Annotated in this window: 25 protein-coding genes; 3 read left to right on the top strand and 22 right to left on the bottom strand. The window is 40.1% G+C overall.

Annotation, left to right across the window (positions count from 1 at the left end):
* Positions 1-36: 36 nt before the first annotated feature.
* From BK583_RS07395 to BK583_RS07370, 6 genes are all read right to left on the bottom strand, one after another.
* Entirely contained in the window at positions 37-297 is a 261-nt protein-coding gene (locus BK583_RS07395; RefSeq protein WP_038481518.1) for a YbyB family protein, read from the bottom strand.
* A 114-nt stretch (positions 298-411) separates the two neighbouring features.
* A complete protein-coding gene (locus BK583_RS07390) occupies positions 412-789 on the bottom strand; it encodes a rhodanese-like domain-containing protein (protein ID WP_038481521.1) in 378 nt (125 codons plus the stop codon).
* Positions 790-809: 20 nt separating this feature from the next.
* Positions 810-1,358: a hypothetical protein gene (locus BK583_RS07385; RefSeq protein ID WP_055736303.1), complete on the bottom strand. Its 549-nt coding sequence runs from the start codon at positions 1,356-1,358 to the stop codon at positions 810-812.
* Positions 1,359-1,472: 114 nt separating this feature from the next.
* Positions 1,473-2,915, bottom strand: coding sequence for an acyl-CoA carboxylase subunit beta (locus tag BK583_RS07380; RefSeq protein ID WP_180316895.1), 1,443 nt, complete (start codon positions 2,913-2,915; stop codon positions 1,473-1,475).
* Positions 2,916-2,977: 62 nt separating this feature from the next.
* Positions 2,978-3,820, bottom strand: a complete 843-nt coding sequence (locus BK583_RS07375; RefSeq protein ID WP_055736301.1) for a dimethylarginine dimethylaminohydrolase family protein — start codon at positions 3,818-3,820, stop codon at positions 2,978-2,980.
* 201 nt (positions 3,821-4,021) lie between these two features.
* Positions 4,022-4,318 carry an IDEAL domain-containing protein gene (locus BK583_RS07370; RefSeq protein ID WP_055736300.1) on the bottom strand — a complete coding sequence of 99 codons (297 nt, stop codon included), beginning with the start codon at positions 4,316-4,318 and terminating at the stop codon, positions 4,022-4,024.
* A gap of 156 nt (positions 4,319-4,474) precedes the next feature.
* Here BK583_RS07370 and asnB point away from each other — a divergent pair, with 156 nt between their 5' ends.
* Entirely contained in the window at positions 4,475-6,358 is a 1,884-nt protein-coding gene (gene asnB, locus BK583_RS07365; RefSeq protein ID WP_051667571.1) for an asparagine synthase (glutamine-hydrolyzing), read from the top strand.
* Positions 6,359-6,407: 49 nt separating this feature from the next.
* Here asnB and BK583_RS07360 read toward each other — a convergent pair whose 3' ends face one another.
* The 12 genes from BK583_RS07360 to BK583_RS07305 form a co-directional block, all read right to left on the bottom strand.
* Entirely contained in the window at positions 6,408-6,854 is a 447-nt protein-coding gene (locus BK583_RS07360; RefSeq protein WP_038481535.1) for a chemotaxis protein CheW, read from the bottom strand.
* A complete protein-coding gene (locus tag BK583_RS07355) occupies positions 6,844-8,802 on the bottom strand; it encodes a chemotaxis protein CheA (RefSeq protein WP_055736299.1) in 1,959 nt (652 codons plus the stop codon). Before BK583_RS07355 ends, BK583_RS07360 begins: the two co-directional genes overlap by 11 nt.
* Positions 8,803-8,970: 168 nt before the next feature.
* The gene (locus BK583_RS07350; RefSeq protein ID WP_038481538.1) at positions 8,971-9,339 is read right to left on the bottom strand and encodes a hypothetical protein; all 369 of its coding nucleotides are present in this window, start codon (positions 9,337-9,339) and stop codon (positions 8,971-8,973) included.
* Positions 9,340-9,420: 81 nt separating this feature from the next.
* Positions 9,421-10,068, bottom strand: a complete 648-nt coding sequence (gene phoU, locus BK583_RS07345; RefSeq protein WP_055736298.1) for a phosphate signaling complex protein PhoU — start codon at positions 10,066-10,068, stop codon at positions 9,421-9,423.
* A 12-nt stretch (positions 10,069-10,080) separates the two neighbouring features.
* The gene (pstB, locus tag BK583_RS07340) at positions 10,081-10,857 is read right to left on the bottom strand and encodes a phosphate ABC transporter ATP-binding protein PstB (protein WP_055736297.1); all 777 of its coding nucleotides are present in this window, start codon (positions 10,855-10,857) and stop codon (positions 10,081-10,083) included.
* 14 nt (positions 10,858-10,871) lie between these two features.
* Complete coding sequence (gene pstB / locus BK583_RS07335; RefSeq protein WP_038481547.1) at positions 10,872-11,675, bottom strand: phosphate ABC transporter ATP-binding protein PstB; 804 nt, start codon at positions 11,673-11,675, stop codon at positions 10,872-10,874.
* A 10-nt stretch (positions 11,676-11,685) separates the two neighbouring features.
* Positions 11,686-12,573: a phosphate ABC transporter permease PstA gene (gene pstA, locus BK583_RS07330; protein WP_055736296.1), complete on the bottom strand. Its 888-nt coding sequence runs from the start codon at positions 12,571-12,573 to the stop codon at positions 11,686-11,688.
* Entirely contained in the window at positions 12,570-13,499 is a 930-nt protein-coding gene (gene pstC / locus BK583_RS07325; RefSeq protein WP_055736295.1) for a phosphate ABC transporter permease subunit PstC, read from the bottom strand. Before pstC ends, pstA begins: the two co-directional genes overlap by 4 nt.
* Positions 13,500-13,590: 91 nt before the next feature.
* Positions 13,591-14,517, bottom strand: coding sequence for a phosphate ABC transporter substrate-binding protein (locus BK583_RS07320; protein WP_055736294.1), 927 nt, complete (start codon positions 14,515-14,517; stop codon positions 13,591-13,593).
* A 221-nt stretch (positions 14,518-14,738) separates the two neighbouring features.
* Positions 14,739-15,215, bottom strand: a complete 477-nt coding sequence (locus tag BK583_RS07315; protein WP_307188678.1) for a DinB family protein — start codon at positions 15,213-15,215, stop codon at positions 14,739-14,741.
* 68 nt (positions 15,216-15,283) lie between these two features.
* The gene (locus BK583_RS07310) at positions 15,284-16,747 is read right to left on the bottom strand and encodes an amidase family protein (protein ID WP_055736292.1); all 1,464 of its coding nucleotides are present in this window, start codon (positions 16,745-16,747) and stop codon (positions 15,284-15,286) included.
* Positions 16,748-16,792: 45 nt separating this feature from the next.
* Positions 16,793-17,485 carry a gamma-glutamyl-gamma-aminobutyrate hydrolase family protein gene (locus BK583_RS07305; protein WP_055736291.1) on the bottom strand — a complete coding sequence of 231 codons (693 nt, stop codon included), beginning with the start codon at positions 17,483-17,485 and terminating at the stop codon, positions 16,793-16,795.
* A gap of 130 nt (positions 17,486-17,615) precedes the next feature.
* On the opposite strand from BK583_RS07305, the gene BK583_RS07300 reads away from it, so the two are divergent.
* Positions 17,616-18,731: an NAD(P)/FAD-dependent oxidoreductase gene (locus BK583_RS07300; protein WP_038481567.1), complete on the top strand. Its 1,116-nt coding sequence runs from the start codon at positions 17,616-17,618 to the stop codon at positions 18,729-18,731.
* Between the two features lie 74 nt (positions 18,732-18,805).
* On the top strand, positions 18,806-19,249 hold the full coding sequence (locus BK583_RS07295; protein ID WP_055736290.1) for a DUF4385 domain-containing protein: 444 nt from the start codon (positions 18,806-18,808) through the stop codon (positions 19,247-19,249).
* Position 19,250: 1 nt separating this feature from the next.
* On the opposite strand, the gene BK583_RS07290 is transcribed toward BK583_RS07295, so the two are convergent.
* The 4 genes from BK583_RS07290 to BK583_RS07280 are packed head-to-tail and all read right to left on the bottom strand — an operon-like array spanning position 19,251 to position 21,534.
* Positions 19,251-19,874 (bottom strand): uracil-DNA glycosylase, encoded by a 624-nt coding sequence (locus BK583_RS07290; protein WP_055736289.1) that lies wholly within the window; start codon positions 19,872-19,874, stop codon positions 19,251-19,253.
* Positions 19,875-19,879: 5 nt separating this feature from the next.
* The gene (locus BK583_RS21275; protein ID WP_269083167.1) at positions 19,880-20,014 is read right to left on the bottom strand and encodes a hypothetical protein; all 135 of its coding nucleotides are present in this window, start codon (positions 20,012-20,014) and stop codon (positions 19,880-19,882) included.
* 26 nt (positions 20,015-20,040) lie between these two features.
* Positions 20,041-21,189: an amidohydrolase gene (locus BK583_RS07285; protein ID WP_055736288.1), complete on the bottom strand. Its 1,149-nt coding sequence runs from the start codon at positions 21,187-21,189 to the stop codon at positions 20,041-20,043.
* Between the two features lie 57 nt (positions 21,190-21,246).
* The gene (locus BK583_RS07280) at positions 21,247-21,534 is read right to left on the bottom strand and encodes an AbrB/MazE/SpoVT family DNA-binding domain-containing protein (protein WP_038481581.1); all 288 of its coding nucleotides are present in this window, start codon (positions 21,532-21,534) and stop codon (positions 21,247-21,249) included.
* Between the last annotated feature and the right edge of the window lie 173 nt (positions 21,535-21,707).

Below are 21,707 nucleotides of genomic sequence, written 5' to 3'. Positions count from 1 at the left end.
CAAAAAAGCTACCTGGATAGGCAGCCTTTACATTCATTATTGATATCGCTCATTGTAACGCTGAACGCTGTACAAAGAACCCTCATCCACCATTTTACTATCTTCTGAATAAGGTCTTGGATTGCCTAATTGGAACGCTTTAATTTTATCTTCTTTTGTTTTGCCTGTTACTTTGTTAAGAAAATCGGTTCCTTTTTCTTTTAACTCCGCTCGCTTGTCCCCATCTACTAGGTAAACGGTCAATGCTCCTGCCACAGCAGCTGATGCTACTGCAACAACGGTTTTTTTTGCGTCCATTATGAAAAACCCCTCTCTAACATAATCAGCTTTCGTCTCTTATAATATGTTCCCAAGTAGGGTGCTTCATAAACCTAATAAGGCACTCTTCCAACAGAGTCCCTTATTTTTTGCTTATTTTTCATAGAGTTCTTCGGATTCTTTTACAATCCATTCTTGACCGAATGCTTGCTCGCCATCCCACTCTAACATGCCGCCTTCATAATTACGAACATTTAAAAACCCTTGCTCTTTCATGTATTTAGCCGTATGTTGACTTCTTCTACCGCTTCGACAAATGAGGATGTAACTTTTTGCTTCATCCATCGTTGGAAGCATTGCAGGCATCTCGTTCATTGGAATTAACGGAACACCTGGAATATGACCGTCTTCGTATTCTGTCACTTCTCTTACATCAATAACAATCGGTTCCTGATGTGGCTGTTTGTTTGTTAATGCATCTTTTAATTCTGTTGTTGATAGTTGGATTACTCCATCTTCTACTTTACTCATCGTAGCCTCCTGCTTTTTTCTTATTCGATTGACATTTCAATATGTGGAAATGATTCACGCACTTGTGTTAACGTCACTTCTTCAGCTTGTAACTGCTCAAAAGCAGATAACACCACGTTATCAATATAAGCAGATACGTTAATCGTGCCATCTGAGCGCACATAAGCTTCATCCTTTTCGGCTAGCTCATAAAGAGGTTGAAAAGATTGAATCCGAAAATCGACTGTTCTTCCTTGTATATCGCGTGTGTAGTCTCTTGTATCAATAGCATGTACACGAAAAGCCGAAGAAAGATGAATATAGCGCACTTGTTCATTTTCTACGCGTTGTTCTCGATCACTAGCGATTAGTACATCCCCACCGTATGCAGAAGGAGTAAACACAGACATAACAAAATAAAGGGTTAAGACCGTTATAAAGACTAGAAAAGAGCTCGTCCGTTCTCTTGCCTTTGTATAAACACCTTTTTTTTGGATACTACGATGGACAATTACAAGCGTTACCGCAAGTAAAGCGATGCTAATCCCAATGATAATAAATTGAAACCATCCTTCTGATAAAATAACCATTTAAAACGACTCTCTTTCTCGTACAATAATGTTGTTTAGCCATTTTAATCGTACCATAAGAGTGGTCATTAACAAACGAAAAAGGATAAAAACAATTAATTCTATTATCTTCTATTACATAGGCATGTTACCGCTATGTCGTTTATCTTCTAAACACTTATGTTGTAAACAAGCAAAGCGATCTATGACATACGTTCGTGTATCCTGAGGGCAAATGACATCATCAATGTAGCCTTGTTCTGCTGCTTCATAAGGAGAATGAGAATCCGTCGTATTCATCTCAGCTAAAATGGATTTTGTACTTTGACGACCCATTACCGCAATAGAAGCACCAGGCCAAGCCGCGACAAAATCAGCACCAATTCCTTTGCTATTTAACGCGACAAAAGCTCCTCCATACGCTTTTCGAAGAATAACAGTAATTTTTGGAACAGTTGCTTCTGCAAACGCATAGATGAGCTTCGCCCCATGACGCAACAGCCCTTTACGTTCTTGGTCCTTTCCCGGTATAAATCCACTCACGTCTTCTAAAACGAGAATCGGGATGGAAAAACAATGACAGAAACGAACAAACCTTGCACCTTTATCGCTCGCATCAATATCGATACACCCCGCTAAATGTAACGGGTTATTTGCCACTACTCCTACCGTTTCACCATTTAATCGAATAAAGGCGGTCACCATATTTTTTGCATAGCCTTTTGAAAGTTCGAATAATTGCTGCTCGTCCGCTATACATGAAATGATGTCTTTTACATTGTAAACATCGCACTCACTTTTCGGAAGGCACGCCTCAATCTCTTGAGGTTTTTCCCCTTGTCTTACTTTTATAGTCTTTTCTTGTAAATACGATAAAAATGTACGCACTTGTTCAAATGCTTCCTCTTCTGTTTCAGCAACAAAATGAGCTAACCCGCTCTTCGTTTCATGTACATTCGTGCCACCTAGCTCTTCACTTGTCATCGTCTCACCACTAATTGCCTGCAATACCTTTGGTCCTGTAATAAACATTTGGCTAATTCGTTTTACCATAAAAATTGCGTCACTTAGTGCTGGAGAATATGCGGCACCTCCTGCACAAGGACCGAGCATAATTGAAAGTTGAGGAACTTTTCCAGAATAGTGTACATTTCGTTTGAAAATTTCTCCATAACCGTGAAGAGCTTCAATGCCCTCTTGAATGCGTGCACCACCTGAATCAATTAAGCCAATGATTGGCATTTGTTGTTCGTAGGCAAAATCCATTAATGAACAGATTTTTTTTGCATGCATCGAGCCTAATGTTCCCCCAGCTACCGTGAAATCTTGGGCATACAAACAAACATACCTGTCATTTATTTTGCCGATTCCAGTAACTACACCATCACCCGGTAGATGATCTTTTCCAGTAGCAAATCGGAAAAGTTCTGAGAAGCTGTTTTCATCAAGAAGTTGATCAATCCGTTCCCGCGCTAACAACTTTCCACGTTGACGTTGTGCTTTTTGTTTTTCCTCTCCACCACCAAGCCTAATGGACTCCAGACGCCCTTCAAACTCGGTTTGTTCATTAAGGTCCATTTCCATCCGCCCTTTTTTTTGGATCTGGTTGTAATGTAACCAGAATGAACAAACCTATTCGTTTAGCTCTTCCGCAATACAGGTAAAGTGACACAGCGAAACGAGCCGCCTGATTTAATAATTTCTGAAAAATCAATTTCAATAATGGTATATCCTCTTGCTCTCAACGCATCATTGGTTTTCTTATTTTGCGGCAAAGCAATGACTCGTTTGTGTCCAATTGATAACACATTGACACTCAAATAAAACTGCTCTTCTTTTGTAACCTCAATACAGTCATACCGATCCGTTAACTTCTTTAAAGACGTAGCTTCAATAGCATCGGGGTATAGTAACGCTTCATGATCAGACACTGGCTGAAACACACAGTCAAGGTGAAGGAATTTATGATCAAACGTAATCCATTCAAATTGTTTTTCTTTGTGATTCGCTTTTAATTCGTCAATACTATTTTGTGACGTACGACCGCTTGCCCCAACAAAAACAACGTCTTTTGTAACGATCACGTCGCCACCTTCAATCGTTCCTTCATGCAAGGAATAGAACGGGCGTTCAATTGAATCTAAAAAGGCTGTTAATTTCTTTTCTTCGCCTTGCCTAACCGAACTTTCCATTCGCCCGACGTAAAGTGTATTTTCAATTGTAAACCCACTATCTCGCATAAAGATTTGTTCAGGGAATGCTTCATTAGGCGGCAATACTTTTACATCGATTCCCTCTTTTCTCATGGTATCCACAAGTGACTGATGCTGCTTGCAAGCTAGCGCTTGGTCAATATTTTCATTCATATACTTTCGCTGTGTTTCGTTAATTGGTTCTTTAATGGCCATAAACTTTGGCTCACACACGAGAACTTCTTTTAATGGATCAAATTCAGTAGTACAATACACTTTTTCATTTCCCATAAGTAAAAAGCTCCTTCTTTTGATACAATCCTTTATTAAGATTTGCATAAGCCATTGAAAAAATCAATTTTTTCCATTATATTTTTATATATTCGTACATCAACAACTAGGTGTATAATAAAGAAGGTATTCTTACCTAATTTATACAGTAGATCCGATATTAAAATGAAAAGAATCAGACCAAATGGATTGGTCTGATCGCTAGTGAAAAGTCAGAAATAAATTATAGCCATTTTCTGAAATGGTTTTACCGTATTTATGGCGCTCGATGTGAGAGGAGAGCTCTGAAGAAAGAATGTGAAATTGTTCTTTATCAAGGTGTTCCAAAGCAAGATCAATTTGTTTTCTTAAGTAATGTTCTTTAAAATAGTAACTAGAATAAGCAAGTACAGCACGTGCATAGAGTGATTGAACCGTCAAATCGGTACGAACCTCTAAACTATTAATAATTTGTAACTGCTTTAGGACATTCTTATCAATGGCAAATGGCTCTTTCATTATTCTCCCTCCATCTGTTATGATGATATCGTTTGATTTACGTAGTATTTACCCTTAATAGTATGGTCATAAACCTTAGGGCTATGGATGTTCCAGCCCGTTTTTTATTGATGATCGTCAATTTTATATTCAAATTTATGCGGAGGTGCCTCACTTATGTGTGGTTTTATAGGAGAACTGTTACACAAACATAATGAAAATAATCATGCAAACGATCAAACCTGGAATCAAGCCTTAGAAGTTATTCATCATCGTGGTCCAGATTCAACGGGTGAATATAAAGATGATTTCGTTCGACTAGGTTTTAAACGTCTGAGTATCATTGATTTAGAAAATGGCTCTCAGCCCTTCTCTTACGAAGATGGTCGCTACCAGATGGTCTTTAATGGAGAGATTTATAACTATATTGAGCTTCGTGAAGCATTGCAAGAACAAGGTGTCACTTTTCAAACCCATTCAGACACGGAAGTGTTAATCGCTCTTTTTGCCCATGAAGGAAAAGACATGATAAAAAAATTGCGTGGTATGTTTGCGTTTGCGATTTGGGATACAGAAGAAAAAACGCTTTTCTGTGGTCGTGATCGGTTTGGTATTAAGCCATTTTACTACATGCGCGATAACGGTCGCATTCACTTTGGTTCAGAGCAAAAATCATTAATGCCCTACATTCAAGAAATTGAAGTAAACATGGAATCACTGCAACACTATGCTACTTTTCAATATGTACCAGAGCCAAATACATTAACAACAACAGTTGAGAAATTGTTGCCTGGACATTATTTAACGATCGATCAGCATTTGTCTATTGAGGTAACAAGCTATAGTGATCGCTCCTTTTATCAACAAACGCGCAACCAGTCTTTGGAATCATTAGTAACAGAAACAAAAGAGGTTCTTAAAAACTCTGTTGAAAAACATATGCGCTCAGATGTACCAGTTGGTTCGTTTCTTTCTAGTGGGATCGACTCTACAGCGATTGTCGCTATGGCAAAAGAGCAACACCCTGAATTGTTAACATTTACAGTTGGCTTTGAGACACAAGGGTACAGTGAAATAGATATTGCTCAAGACTCTGCAGACAAATTAGGTGTCCGTAATATTTCTAAAATTATTACACCAGAGGAATTTTTACATGAACTTCCGAAAATTATGTGGCATATGGACGAGCCAGTTGCTGATCCAGCAGCAGTTCCACTCTATTTTGTTGCAAAGGAAGCAAGTAAGCATGTCAAAGTTGTTTTATCTGGCGAAGGGGCAGATGAGCTATTTGGTGGCTATCGAATTTATCGTGAGCCATTAGACTTGAAATTCTTTGATAAAGTTCCTAAGAGCCTTCACCCTGCATTAAATCGTCTTGCACACCGTCTTCCATCTTCTGTTAAAGGACGTGGATTCTTATTAAGAGGTACAACGCCGATAGAAGAGCGTTATGTCGGAAATGCCTTCATCTTCAATGAAGAGGAAAAAAGAGAGTTATTTCACTCTTACAATTCGGCTCATCCATACACAAATGTCACACGCCCACTTTATGATGCCGTTCGTGACTATGATGATTCTACGAAGATGCAGTACGTTGATATGCATACGTGGCTTGCAAGCGACATCCTTGTTAAAGCAGACCGTATGACAATGGCTCATTCTCTTGAATTACGAGTACCGTTTCTTGATAAAGAAGTATTTGAATTTGCCCGTTCCCTTCAAACCGACTTTAAACTTGCGAACAAAACAACGAAATTTGTTTTACGTGAAGCCATGAAGGAGATTGTTCCTGAATCCATTGTATCGCGTAAAAAGCTAGGCTTTCCAGTTCCAATTCGCGTTTGGTTAAAAGACGAGCTTTACAGTTGGGCTGAGCAAACCATTAAAACAAGCGCGGCCGACGAATATTTTAACAAAGAATATTTGTTAAGAATGCTTGAAGATCACCGTCAAGGAAAAGCAGACTACAGCAGGAAGCTATGGACGGTACTTTGCTACATGATGTGGCATGACCTACATCTTGCTCCGACGAATGAGACAGCCATTACAAACGTCATGTAATAACAAAAAACAGCTCATGGAGAGTCCCATGAGCTGTTTTGTATATCCATTAGGATGCTAGACATTCTGTTTCTAGAAAAGCTATAAAAGCTTTTAAATCAACCATTGTTACAAAGCGATCCCCCATTTGTACGAGCTGCTTTGAGAAAGAACGATCAATACTTTGTTCCTGTAGATCTTGAAAAGCATCGCCTTCTACTTGAACAATGTCGCTTGCTTCTTCTACCAACAGAGCTACGCTTTTATCTTCCCATTTACAGACTAGTAAACGTGTATGTATACTATCTTCTGTTTTGATCTGCTCGAATACATTTTTCATATCGACTACTGCAATAAGCTCGCCTCTTACAAGGATAACGCCTTCAATAACCGCTGGCGTATTTGGGACAGTCGCTATGTTCTTTACCCTTTCAATTGAAAGGAGCTGACTAAGTGGTAAACCATATTGCTGTTCTCCACTAGTAAAAACAATGAGTTTCTCCAGATTATTGCTCATGAAAAGCCCTCCATTGATTCGTGAAAAATAAAGATGTGTCTACAACCATCGCAATATTACCATCGCCAAGAATCGTTGCCCCTAGTAACCCTTTGGTTGTTTTCAATAAATGACCGAGCGTTTTAAGGACAATCTCACTATGACCAATAAAATGATCTACACGAAGGGCTACGAGCTTGTCTTTCTGATATAAAACCACCACAGACCATTCCTCTTCCTCTAAAGGGATTGGTGCTCCAACAAATGTTTGAAGAGAATAAAGGGGAATAAACTGTCCACGAACATGGATCATAGCTTGACCTTGTGAATAGTGAATCGCCTCTTGTCGAACCGTTGCTGTTTCCAATACAGCAGATACTGGAATGGCGTATGGACGATTGTCTACTTGAACTAGTAAAGCTTCCATAATTGACACGGTGAGCGGCAAGGAAATAGAAAAAGTAGATCCTTTACCTGGTGTTGAATAGACATCAATTGTACCGCCAATTTTACTTAAATTTGTTTTGACAACGTCTAGGCCAACACCTCGACCAGACAGATCCGTCACGGCTTCGGCTGTACTAAATCCTGATTGGAACAATAATTGATAAATGTCTTCATCCGCTCGCTCCATAGCTTCTTCTTCAGAAAGGAGGTTTAGTTTAAGAGCTTTTTGCAGTACTTTCTCACGATTAATTCCGCCACCATCATCTTCAATTTCAATTGCTACTCGACTGCCTTTGTAAAATGCCCTTAATGTAATCGTACCTTTTTCCTTTTTTTGTTGTGCTAGCCGCTGCTCTTTTTGTTCAATTCCATGATCAATGGAGTTTCGTAATAAATGCAAGAGTGGATCGCTTAATTCATCAATTAACGCTTTATCTATTTCTGTTTCTCCACCCTCAATAACAAAATCGATGTCTTTGTTTACCTCTTTAGCTATTTTGCGAACCATCTTTGGAAAACGAGAGAAAATTGTATCAAGTGACATCATTCGAATGGATAACATAACCGATTGAAGGTGACTAATGCTCCGATTAATCTTTTCTGTTGTTGTGGTCAAGTCTGTGTCGTCAACTTTTCTTGATAATTCTTCTAAACGACTTTTTTCAACAACCAGTTCCTCAAATAAATACATGAGTTCATCAAGCTTACCTAACTGGACACGAATTGATTTTTGTGTTTTTTCCTCTCTGGCTTCCTGCTGACGTCGCTCAGGGGCAGCTATAGGTGTCTGCTGCTGTGTCTGTTGCTGAATCGTAAAATCTTTAACGTCTACTTGAGTAATTTCTGTTAACGATCCAACTGATTGGACAATTTCATCCGCCTCTATACCTGTAGCCACGATTACTTGAAAGCTCTTTTCAAATAACCCTTCTTCTAGCGCTTCTGTGTAAGGGTTTGTGTACAGAATTTCACCTAGCTTCGTGATTTCAGTGATAACCATATAAGCACGAACACCTTTTAACATCGCTTGGTCATCTACACTAACGGTAATGGTTTTAACCGGAATCCCTTCTTGCACAGCCTGTTCAATGATGCGTAACGTATGTTCATCCATCGTCTGATTCGTAGATGTTTGTTTGCCTGCACCTTCGTTCATCTCATTTAATTGTTGTTTTAACTCTGGTGTATGTGCGAGTTCGATACCTTGTTCCGAAACAGATTCAATTGAACTATCTAGAAAATCAACGATGGCGTAAAAAAAATCGACATGTTGATCAGTTAAGCGTACTTTTTCCGATCGTAAATCATCTAAAACATTCTCAAATTGATGGGTGAGGTCTGCCATGACGGTAAAGTTCATTGAAGCAGCCATCCCTTTTATTGTGTGAGCCGATCGGAAAATATCATCAAGAATCTTTCCTTGATGTTCTTCTTGTGCTAATTTAGGTAAATGCTCATTTATAAGTGACAGGTGTTCAAGACTTTCATCAATGAACATGGATACATAACGGTTTTGACTCAATGGATTCTCCACCTTAAAAAAAAGAATACGAGGAGATTTACCCTCGTACTCTTTATCGGATTCGTTTCGTTAGAAGTTTAGTATTGTGTATGTCAGCTTGAGACTTCCTTTTAGTGGGATGTGAGACAAGCTTTGACCTAGTCCCAACGTTTCCTTCATTAAATAGCATCAGCGCCCATTCACGCCAAGTAACCATACCGTTAAAGAAGCAAACACAACAATACCCATATGTATGGAAAATCCTGCATAGTCACGCCGCTTTAAAGCCATTCTGCTCGTTTCAAAAAAGGAAAACAATAATAAAGCAATGGCGCCTTTTACAGCATAATAAGGCATAAATTGATACATATATAGAATGACACTACCTGTTAGAAGCAAAAGGATTTGCGTTACACGAACAAATAGAGCAATTAATGTACGCCCAGTTCGAATATCTCTCCAAGTCAGTAGTAACCAAATAGCAGCCCCGACAAAAAAAAGTGGCCAAACGTGATTATGAAACGATAAATACGGTAAAAAGGTTTGGGCAGGAATCACGCAATGCCCTCCTTCAGCTGTAGAATAAGAATACCTACTCAGTATAGCATAAAACAAAAAAACGAGAGTACACAACTCTCGTTAGTTTAAATCAAAATGATGTCCGTTCGCTTCATAAATAATCCATTCCGATAAATTAGTTGCATAATCAGCAATTCGCTCTACATACCGAGCGATAAAAGCTAACTGAGTTGTAGCTTCCACATTTTGCTCATTCACATCTTGTCTAAACAAGCGTTTAATAAATTTTCCAAACTGCTCGTCAATAAGGTCATCTTCTTTTGCCAGTTGTTGTGCAGATACGACATCTTTTTCTTTATAGGCAATAAGTGCCTTTGCAACCATTGCCCGGGCATCCTTCGCTAATACTGTTAACTCTGTTAGCGTTGACTCATCGACATCTGAGAGTCGTCTTGATACTTTAGCTATATCGACTGCTAAATCCGCTACACGTTCTAAGTCACCACTAATTTTCATGACAACAATCAGTTTACGTAAATCACCTGCAACTGGTTGTTGTCTAGCAATGATATCAAATACTTGTTCATTTAATTCAAGCTCTCGCTTATTAATTTTTTTATCATTTGCGATAATCGCTTCTACTTTTTTCGTATCGCGGTACTCAAACGATTGAATGGCTTCGTCTAGTTGTATGAGCGTACGTTCACCTAATTCTTGAATATGCGACACCGTTTCTTCTAGCTGTTGAACAAACATGCTTCGTAACATTCGATTCGCTCCTTATCCAAATTGACCTGAAATATAAGCCTCTGTCCGCTTATGTTCAGGATTTGCGAAAATTTTACGTGTATCGTCCATTTCAATTAGTTCACCCATATAGAAAAAAGCGGTTTTGTCAGAGATACGAGCAGCTTGCTGCATATTATGTGTGACAATGACAACGGTATAGGTACCTTTTAAATTGGAAATAAGTTCTTCAATCTTTGTTGTTGAAAGCGGATCTAATGCACTTGTCGGCTCATCCATTAACAAGACTTCAGGTTTCGTCGCAAGTGCTCGTGCAATACATAGACGTTGTTGTTGTCCTCCAGACAACCCCATTGCATTTTTGTTTAATCGATCTTTTACTTCATCCCATAAAAAGGCACCTTTTAAGCTAGATTCAACCAGTTCATCAAGCTCTTTTTTCTTTCGCACACCATGCACTCTTGGTCCATAGGCTACGTTTTCGTAAATCGATTTTGGAAATGGATTAGGCTTTTGAAACACCATGCCGACATGCTTTCGTAACTCTGCTAAGTCCATTGAAGCGTTCAATAGGTTTTCATACCGATAAGTTAATTCGCCTGACATTCGGATCGTTGGATTTAAACGTGACATTAAGTTTAGTGTTTTAATAAATGTTGATTTACCACAGCCTGAAGGGCCTATAATGGCTGTCACTTCTTTTTCATTTAAATCAAGATTAATATTTTTTAAAGCATGGTTTTGTCCGTACCATAAATTAAAGTCTCTCACACTATAGACTGATTTTGTTTCCTCTATTGTCGCAACCATAGCAAATGTCCTCCTTATCCAAATCGACCAGAAATATAGGCCTCTGTTTGTTTATGATCAGGGTTACTAAACAACTTTTCTGTTGGATTCGTTTCAATCAGTTCACCATTGTAGAAAAACGCTGTTCGATCAGACACTCGTGATGCTTGCTGCATATTGTGTGTCACCACAACAACTGTATATTGCTTTTTAAGGTCAATCATTAATTCTTCTACTTTAGCAGTAGCAATTGGGTCAAGTGCTGATGCAGGTTCATCGAGTAAAATAACCTCAGGCTTTAATGCTAGCGTTCTTGCAATACATAAGCGCTGTTGCTGTCCACCTGAGAGTTCAAGTGCTGAATCATGCAAGCGATCTTTTACTTCATCCCATAGCGCAGCTTTTGTAAGAGATTCCTCAACAATGTCTTTCCATTGCTTTTTTGGTACACCGTGAAACCGTAACCCATGTGTTAAGTTATCGTAAATGGACTTAGGAAATGGATTCGCTTTTTGAAATACCATTCCAATTTCCTTCCGCAACGCTACAACGTTGACAGCGTCACTTAATAAATTTACTTCCTCATACATCATATTCCCAGTCACTCTAGCTGATGGAATTAAGTCGTTCATTCGATTAATACTTCGCAAAAATGTCGATTTCCCACAGCCTGAAGGGCCTATCAATGCAAGTATCTCATTTCGATGAACGGTTAAATTCAAGTTTTTCACAGCATGGTTTTCACCATAATAAATATTAATATCTTCTGCTTTTAGTAACGTTGGTGCAGTCAACATTTCTGTTTGTTCCATTTCTTTTTGAACGGTCAACGTCGACATCGAATCCCTCCTATTTTGCAGACGTTAATTTTTTGTGTACATAGCGTCCAAGTAATCGTGCTAATAAGTTAAATAAGAGTACTGCGATGATAAGAACGAGAGCCGCCCCATCAGCAATATCTCTTGCATCAGGAACAAGCCCTTGCGTATTTACTTTCCAAATGTGTACAGCAAGAGTCTCTGCTGGTCGAAACACATTAAGTGGTGATGTTTCGGAAAACGGGTTGAAATTTGCCCAATCTAATCTTGGTGTTGTCACGCCTGACGTGAAAAGTAACGCAGCAGCTTCACCGAACACACGGCCCGCAGATAAGATAACCCCTGTCAATATGCCAGGAAATGCTGCTGGTAAAATAATCGTTCGAATCGTATCCCAATGCGTAATGCCTAATGCTAGACTGGCTTCTTTTTGCTCCCTTGGTACGCTCGTAATAGAATCTTCTACAACACGAACCATTACGGGCAAGTTAAAGACAGTTAATGCAAGTGCCCCACCTAAGATTGAGTAGCTCCATCCTGTTAACTGAACAAAAACAAGTAGCCCAAACAAACCAACTACAATGGAAGGCAATGATGCCAACACTTCAATACAAGTACGAATAAAATCTGTCACTTTTCCTGGTTTAGCATATTCAGCCATATAAATACCGCCGCCTAAACCAAGTGGTACTGTAAATAACATGGTTAATACTAGAATGTAAAATGAATTAAATAATTGTGGTCCAATCCCTCCACCTTCTCGGAAAGAACTAGGTGGGCTTGTTAAAAAGTCCAAATCAAGCTGGCTAAAACCACGTACCACTATATAACTAATCAAACCGGCTAATACGGCAACAATTACAAGTGCAATTATCGTAAATACTGACGTTGCTAATCGATCTGTCCATCGTTTATTCATGAAAAACGCCTCCTAGATGACAAGAAACGGACGATGATAATGAACAAATAAGACATGACAAGCAAGATTAATCCGAGCGACCAAAGCACATTGTTTTCTGTACTTCCAGGTACCGTATGCCCCATGTTTAATGTAATAATCGTCGTTAATGTTGCAGTTGGATCAAGTAAAGATTCAGCAATTGTGCGAGAGTTTCCAATAACCATCTGAACGGCAAGGGCTTCACCAAATGCTCGAGCCATCCCTAGCACTACAGCGGTTAATAACATAGGTGTTGCTGCTGGTACAATAACACGCCGAATCGTTTGCCATCTCGTCGCACCGAGTGCCAATGACGATTCTCTCATTCCATTTGGTATGGAGCGAAGAGCGTCTGTTGCGATGCTTGTCACAGTTGGTAAAATCATGATCGATAATACGATCATTCCGGCAAAAAGCCCAAATCCTTGCCCACCGACATTTTCCCGTATAAAAGGAACAATGAGAGTTAAACCGATAAACCCATATACTACGGAAGGAATTCCAACTAATAACTCTACCGCTGGTTGAAGAATTTTCCGCCCCCAGCTTGGTGCTATTTCTGTCATATAGATTGCGGCTCCAATTCCTAAAGGAGCGGCTACGAGTGCAGCTAAAATGGTAACGGCAAATGAACCTACAATAAAAGGTAAGGCGCCGTATACCGGACCACCTTGCTCAGCACTTCTAGATGGATTCCATTCTAAGCCTGTAAGAAATTGAATAGGGCTAACTCCATCCGCTACAAATGCTTGTATTCCACGTAAAACGAGAAAGAGTGTAATGGCTAATGTTGTTAAAATAATAATGGCCGCACATGTATAAACAACAAGTTTACCAGTGCGTTCTTTTTTTATTGTTTTTTTCTTGTCTAGCAAACGGTCTGCTACAGATTGGGTAGCTGGCATGAACTTCTTCCTCCTTGATCTTCTCCTCAATGAAAATCAATGTTTAAAAAAGAGACTCGACTTATGAAAGCAAAGTCTCTTTTATCTATCATTATTTCGCTGTTTCGTTTCCTTCAGCATCTCGCTCTACTTGCATACCGGTTTCAGGAATATAACCCATTTCAGGAATGACGCCATCTTGAACCGTTTCGCTGAATAAGAAGTCGATAAACGCTTTTGTTAATCCTTCCGGTTCACCATTTGTATAAGAGTGCATATAAGCCCAAATCGGGAAGTCACCAGACATCACATTTTCGTCTGTTTGTTCGACTCCATCTACCGACAATGGAAGCACAGAACCTTGGTCATCGTAATACGAGAATGCAAGGTACCCAATAGCTCCTGGTGTTTCGCTAATAATTTGACGGACGGTACTTGATGAGTCTTCTGTAATCGCATCGGAAGAAGGTTCATTTCCTTCTAAACCATACTTCACAAACGTGTCTCTCGTTCCTGATGAATCTGGACGGTTTACAAGGACGATGTCTTGATCAACACCACCAATTTCACTCCAATTGGTTACTTCCCCAGTGAATATATCAATCATTTCTTCTGTTGAAAGATCGTCTACTCCTACTTCAGGATGAGCTGCTGGACCCATTCCGACAACGGCAATGCGGTGGTCAATCAAGTTAGAAGCATCAATATCATCTTTTTCTTCTGCAAACACGTCAGAGTTACCAATTTCAACCTGTCCACTTGCAATAGAAGAAAGGCCTTGACCAGAACCTCCAGCTTGTACAGAAATGCTTGCTTCTAAATTTTCTTCCATGAAGACTTCACTTGCTGCCGCCACTAGCGGTTCCATTGCACTAGAGCCAGCGACGAGAATGCTCCCTGAAACTTCTTCGCTGTTATTCTCATCCGATCCACCGGTTGATGCATTGTCTCCTCCAGTATTTGCTTCATCATCTGATCCACATGCAGCTACTGTTAATAGAAAGGCTGCGAAAACGGCTCCAAGGTTTAGCTTCTTCATCTGTTTTATTTCCCCCTATTTATTAAGCGGTATCGTTCTTACAAGCCCAAGTATAGTTGGAAAGTATTAAGTTCATTTATGGCTCATGTAAAGCTTTTGTAAAAAGCATGAAGAAGGCATTTACAAACAGTTGTACATGAAAAGTCAGTGATCAAGATTATTTCAACACAAAAAAAAAGCACATGGCGTTTGACTTTTCCATGTGCTTTCATCTCATTTATTTATCTTGATTGTTCTTTTGTTGGACCATATAAACCAGGAACCGTTAACCCTGCTTGGCGAAGCAGTACGATCATCTGGCCACGATGGTGCGCTTGGTGATTTAGAAGTAAACGTAACATTGCTCCCTTCGTAAAGGTGGCTCCCAATGCTTCTAGTTCTTCCTCCATAAATGCATCAGAATTCACCTGCTCCACAGCATTGAGTAACGCTTTGCTTACACGATCGTAAGAATCTTTGATTACACTTGCGCTACTAGGTTGTTTGTTGGCTAAATCAACATTTAAGTTAAGACCCAGTTGCCCAACAAAAAAGACAGGGGATGTCGTTAAATGCCAGCCTAGCCACCCCAACGTATTATGCCCCTCTTCAATAGCTTGTCCCAGTTTCTCGTCTGTTAATGATTGTAATACAGATAGCGTTAATTGAGACTCCTGTTTCCACTCTTGAATAAAATCCTCAACTTTACGATACATCATATCCAACTCCTTTTTTCATCATGTACTAGTATAGTAAAAAGCATCTCTTCCATTCAAGTCAGGCGAACTCACCCTTGCCAACGTTCACTTTGCTCAAACAAATTCCCTAGGCAAAGTAATAGCGATTCATTCCCTTTCGCCGCTATTGCTTGAACGCCAATTGGCATTCCTGCTTCTGTTTTGTAAACAGGTAGACTAATTGCTGGTTGACCTGTTAGATTAGCTAATTGTGTAAACGGTGTATATGTCAAACTTGGTAAAAACATCTCGTACACAAACGCTAATTGATCTTTAACCCCCAACTGCTGAATTCGGTCTTTCATCTCTAATTCATCATCAGGAGAAGGCGTTAATTCACCAATCTTTGGTGCGATGGACGCGGCACTTGGTGTTAAGTAAAGGTCGTACGTTTCGTGGAATTCCATAGCTGTTGCAGCATGCTGATCCCAAGATGTTAAGCTATTGGCATAATCAGCTGCTCCCACGTTTTTCCCCGTTTCCGCCAACACAAAGGCTTCTGTCTCAAAATCGTCTCCGGTTAATACACGATTAAGCGATTGCTCTAGTCGCTGACGCACATTCGCCATCTCTCCTGCATTCATTAAATAATACTGTTCCACTAATAAACGGCCATTAATCGCTGGCGTCGCCTCTTCAACAAAATGACCTAAAGAATCAAGATAGCGAATGGTTGTCATAAGTGCTTGTTTCGCATCGTTAGAAACAGGGGTGCCCACTGGTGAAGTGTAAGAATAAGCAATTCGTAAAGGAGGGAGTTCCTTAGATAACGTTCGCTCAAAGCCTGCTTGGAAAAGCGGCGTATGAAAAGCGACTTCTGGTTGATGAATTTGCAAAACATCTAATGCACGAGCACTATCTCGAACAGAACGACTAAGCACAAAATCAATTGCCGCTCCCTGCCACTGCCTTCCAGCTCCTGGTCCAACTGGCGTTCGTCCTCTCGTCGGTTTTAAACCGACAAGACCACTAAAAGAAGCAGGAATGCGAATGGAACCACCACCATCACTGGCACCTGCAATTGGTACGATTCCACTTGCCACAGCAGCTGCAGCTCCACCGCTCGACCCACCTGGAGAATAAGATTCATTTAATGGATTTTTGGTTGCACCGTATAACTTCGGTTCCGTAATATTCTTCAACCCAAATTCCGGAGAATTGGAATAGCCCATCATACAAAAGCCTGCTTGTTGAAGTCGTTTAGTGTAGTGGCTCGTCGTTGTCGCAATGGAACCTTTTAATAATCTACTTCCGCCATTCATTTCTTCTCCTTCAAGGGCTTGCGATGAATTTTTCAATAAAAAAGGAACGGGATAAAACGGTTCATTGTGATTCACTGTTTCCAATTCGTTAAAAACCTTTTCTTCTCGAGTTGAGATGACGGCATTTAATTGTTGATTCACTGCAATTCCTTCCAAGCAAGCTTCCAACACCTCAGTCGGCTTTACTTTTCGTTCTTTTACTAATGAGCTTAGCCCTACACCATCGTACTGCTTGTATTCATTAAAGTTCATGTTAGCCTCCTTTTTTTCAGTATAAAAGAACGCACATCATTTCGCTTATGATGTGCATGCATGAATAAAAGCTTGAAACAACTTTTTCGATTGCTTATCTGTCATATTTTCCGGATGCCACTGGACACCAATTTGAAACGGATGGGAGTGATGTTCGATTGCTTCAATTACACGGTCATTCGTCCAAGCAACTGCTTGAAAAGGAAATGATACATTGCGAACAGCTTGATGATGAAAACTATTCACGTACATAGTGGTGCAGGTAACAATTGATTCTAATTTCGACGATGGCTTCAGTTGAATTTGGTGACTCCTATATCCCCTAGGTGCGCGTTGACGATGTTGCACGAGATCTCCTTCATATTGTGTAGGTAAGTCCTGATACATATCGCCTCCTGCTGCAATGGATAAGATTTGCATGCCACGACAGATCCCCAATATTGGCTTCCCCTCAGCTAAAGCTGCTTTTGCTAGTTCATACTCAAACAAATCCCGCTCGGATGTAATATCGCCTAAATGCGGGTGTGGATCTTCATTAAATAACATCGGATTAATGTCGCCGCCTCCCGTTAATAATACACCGTCAACTGTTTTTATGTAGTGCCATGCTTTATCAGGCTCAATATTTGGCAAGATAACAGGAAGTACGGATTCATCATTGATTGCCGAAATATTGTCGATTGCTGTACTTAGTCTTCCGTCTTCAACAATAGATGAAGTAATCCCAATTAGAATCATTTGCTAGCCTCCTTTTTACTTACACTATGCGTAGCCTTACAAATGATGTCAAGAGCATAATTGACATTTCCCACTGAATTCGCTACGCTTTTCTAATGATCGTTTGAACAGAAGTGAGGCATTTATATTTATGAAACGAATTGTGATTCTTGGTGGTGGAATTGTTGGAAGTTCCACAGCTTTCCATTTAGCAAAACAAGGCTACGACGTTATTCTTATAGATAGTCGTCATCCCCATCGTGCTACAAATGCTGCAGCTGGTATTGTGTGTCCTTGGCTTTCGAAAAGAAGAAATCAGGCCTGGTATCAATTGGTAAGAAGAAGTGCGGCCTATTACCCGTCGTTTGTGAAATCATTAACGGCACTTGGTGGGGAAGAGACTGGATTTAAGCGTACTGGGGCCTTATGGATACATGAAAAAAAAGAGAATGTGTTAGAAACCATTGAGCGTGCAACTGAGAAACGTCAAGAAGCACCGGAAATTGGCTCGCTCACTTATCTTGAAGGAGAAGAGCTACAAGAGCACTTTCCACTCCTTCACTCAAACTATTACGGCGTATTAGTAGAAGGGGCAGGCCGTGTAGATGGTCAGCTATTAACAAACTCTATTCAGCAAGCTGCTCAAACCCTTGGTGCCTCGATTCTTCACGATGAAGCATCTGTAAAAGAACATGAGAATGGGCGAATAGCCGTCGTTACAAGTGCCGGTGAAGTAGACTATGATGAACTGATTATTACGAATGGTGCCTGGGTAAAACCACTTTTCGAATCAACATCGATGTCAATTGATATTCGGGATCAAAAAGCGCAAATTGTTCATATGCAAATTGATGCCGACACATCTCATTGGCCCGTTGTCATTCCGCCTGGTAATCAATATCTTCTTGCTTTTGAAGATGGAAAAATTATTGCAGGTTCTACTTACGAAAATCATACAAACTTTGAATCGTCCATCACCGTTGACGCCATTCATACTATACTCCACGAAGCATTATCTGTAGCTCCTGGTTTAAAAGCGGCTACATACATTGATACGAAAGTAGGCTTTCGTCCAGTTGCCCCACACCATATGCCATTGTTCGGAAGACTACCGAATCATAAAACGGTCTGGATAGCAAACGGACTTGGCTCTACTGGTCTCACTGCTGGACCTTATATCGGCTTTGCACTCGCTGAATCTCTCGCTAATCGAGAGGTACCGCTCTCACCATCCCTGTATGATGTAGCTTCGATTATAAAGCACTAAGTCCAGTCTATTCGCTGGGCTTTTTTTCGCTTACAGATGGCTACATACGGGTATGGTATAGTGGAGGTGTCAAGATGAGCTACTATAAACAAATGGACAAACATGCGAATCACCGCAAATCCCCAGAAAAATACCTTGTAGGCCGAGGCGAGCAAGGAGTCTTAATGGTTGAACCTTATAAAAGTGAGATTTTACCCCATTGGCGCTTTAAAACACCTGATATTGCTAAAGTTTCTGCAGAAAAGATATACACACAATTTCTCCAGTATCAAGAAGAGGAAGACTTTGTTGGCATGGATATGGCAAGAAAGTTTTTGCAGATGGGTTATACGAGGGCAAGACGATACGCTAATTATCCAGGTGGCAAAAAATACGATCAAGATGGTCATTTAAATGAACGAGATATTGACGAAGAAAAGGCAACAGCAGCGCGTTATTTTGAAGAAAAATGGAAAATTGTTCGAGAGGACCAAGACTATTTAAACATGAAAAAACAGCATCAAGACCGTTATGGTTAATTTACAAGATGGTCAATAGCTGTTTTAATTCTTTCATATCATCTAGTATCGTTTCTTTAATGGCTGGTCGATAAAAAATGGCAGAAGGATGATACGTTGGAAAGACGATCGACCAATTCTTTCGTGTATACGTCCCCTCTGACCCATAAGATCGTAATTTGGTGCAAAAGGGTTTTCCATGTTGCACGCTAACCTTAAACTGAGAACCAGCTAAGCGTTCTAGTGCAATTCTGCCTAACGTTACAATGATTTCAGGTTGAATTGAAGCAATCGTTTCATCTAGAAGAACCGCATGTGCCGCAATTTCCCTTTTTGATGGCGTACGATTGCCACGCTCTTGAACCGGCTTGATTATGCTTTTACTATCGGTTTTATAGGGCCTACTACGAACAGTACTTGTCACATAAATATCCTCACGACTCAGTCCGATTAGCTGTAAATATGCTTCAAAGCTTTTTTCAGACTGTCCAGAAAAAGGTTTCCCGGTCACAATTTCCGTTCGTCCCGGCGCTTCACCGACGAATAAAACACGCGCCCTTTCATTGCCTTCACCGTGTAGAAATCCTTCACAAGGGAAAGGCTGCATTCGTCTTTTTGCGTCTTGTATAACTTCTGATTTCAGCATTTTCCTTAGCCTCGTTTAGCCTTTAATTGAGCTTGCAAGAGCGCTAACTTCGTAATACATCGTTTGCGCTCTCCATCACTTGTAGCGCACCAGATCATTTGATGCAAGGTGTAAAGCTGGTGTTGATCTCGGCTTTTCATAGAAACCTACTTCCTCTTTTCGTTTATTACCTAGTATAGACCGCTTCACCATTTATAATCGTCTGTTCGACCACTGTGTCAATCGCTAAGGGATGGCCACTCCAAATCACAACATCGGCTTCTTTACCACTTTCAATACTTCCTACTCGGTGTTCTAAATGAAGATGTTCTGCTGCGTACACCGTTATCGCCTTTAGAAGTGTATGTTCATCAATTCCGTGTTTTCGTGCATACCCAGCAGTTGTGACTAAATGTTCTATTGGAATAACAGGGTGATCTGTGGTGATAGTAAAGGGTACACCTGCATTTGCAAAGCCTTTCACCGTATCCCAACTTTTATTGGCAAGTTCTTGCTTAGACCTTGCAGAGAATGTAGGGCCAATCGTAAAACGAAAATCACTTTCAAGCAGTTCTTTTTCAACGAGATGTCCTTCTGTTACATGCTCAATGGTTATTTCAATTGAAAATTCCTTTGCGATCCGAATCGCTGTCAAGATATCATCTGCCCGGTGAGCATGGATACGCATTGGTAGTTCCCCCTTGAGAACTGGCAACAGTTGTTCCATTCCTAAATCTCTCATGGAAACTTCACCCTTTGCTTTTCGATCTCCATAATCCTGCGCATGCATTAACTCTTGACGAAGAACTGCAGCAACCCCCATTCTCGTGACAGGCATTTTTCCTTTTGCCCCGTGAACAGATTTTGGATTTTCACCTAAAGCGGCTTTCATTGCCGATGGTGCTTTAACAATCATTTCATCTACAGAGCGACCCGTTGTTTTAATGACACATGTTTCACCACCAATTACATTTGCACTCCCTGGAAGAACTTGAACAGTCGTCACACCGGCTTTTCGCGCATCGAAAAAGCCACTATCACTTGGATCAATTCCATCAATCGCTCGTACCTCTGGTGTACATGGTTTAGTAATCTCATTAAAATCATGTCCTGCTTTTCCAACATCTTGTGCGTAAACACCTAAATGAGTGTGAACATCTATGATCCCAGGAGTCACCCAACTTCCATTTGCATCAATAATAATGCTATCTTCTCTGCGATTTACCTTCTTGGCAACATCAATTATTTGATGCCCTTCTATTAAAATTTCAACTGATTCTACTTCTGTTTTAACACCTGACCAGACTTTACCGTTCGTTATAACCGTTTGTTTCATTCCATCAACTCCTATCTATACTAGTTCGACGCAAAAAAACCGCTGCCTTCTTTTTGGCTAACGGTGGGGATCGTTCATTTTTTCTTGTAACTCTTTAATGAGTTGTTCGGCACCTTCTTTACTTAAACAAATACTGCCATTTGCGAGTTTAATATTTTCATCCGAACTCTCCCCAGTAATCAAACACGCACTGTAGGGCTGATATTTCTCTAGCACAATTTGATCGCCATCAATTAAAATAGCGAGAGGTGTTTTAATCTCAATATTTAACATGCTTCTTAACTCTTTGGGGATCACAATGCGACCTAACTGATCTAACTTTCTAACAATACCTGTTGATTTCACTTTTTAACTCCTCCTTGACGAATTCCTAATTTTACCTATTTATTCACCATTCTAGTTTACTTCATCTTTTCCTGTTTTAACAGTGTGTTTCGACAAAATTAGTGTTAAGTCGCATCTGAATTCCAAAAGCTGCTAGCTTACCTAGTACTTTTTAATCATTTTCAAAACGATTT

Origin of the sequence: Shouchella oshimensis (assembly GCF_002019765.1) — a bacterium.
GTDB classification, from domain to species: Bacteria; Bacillota; Bacilli; order Bacillales; family Bacillaceae_D; genus Shouchella; species Shouchella oshimensis.
Note: the sequence above shows the minus strand (reverse complement) of the source record. Positions and strands in the feature narration are given on the sequence as shown.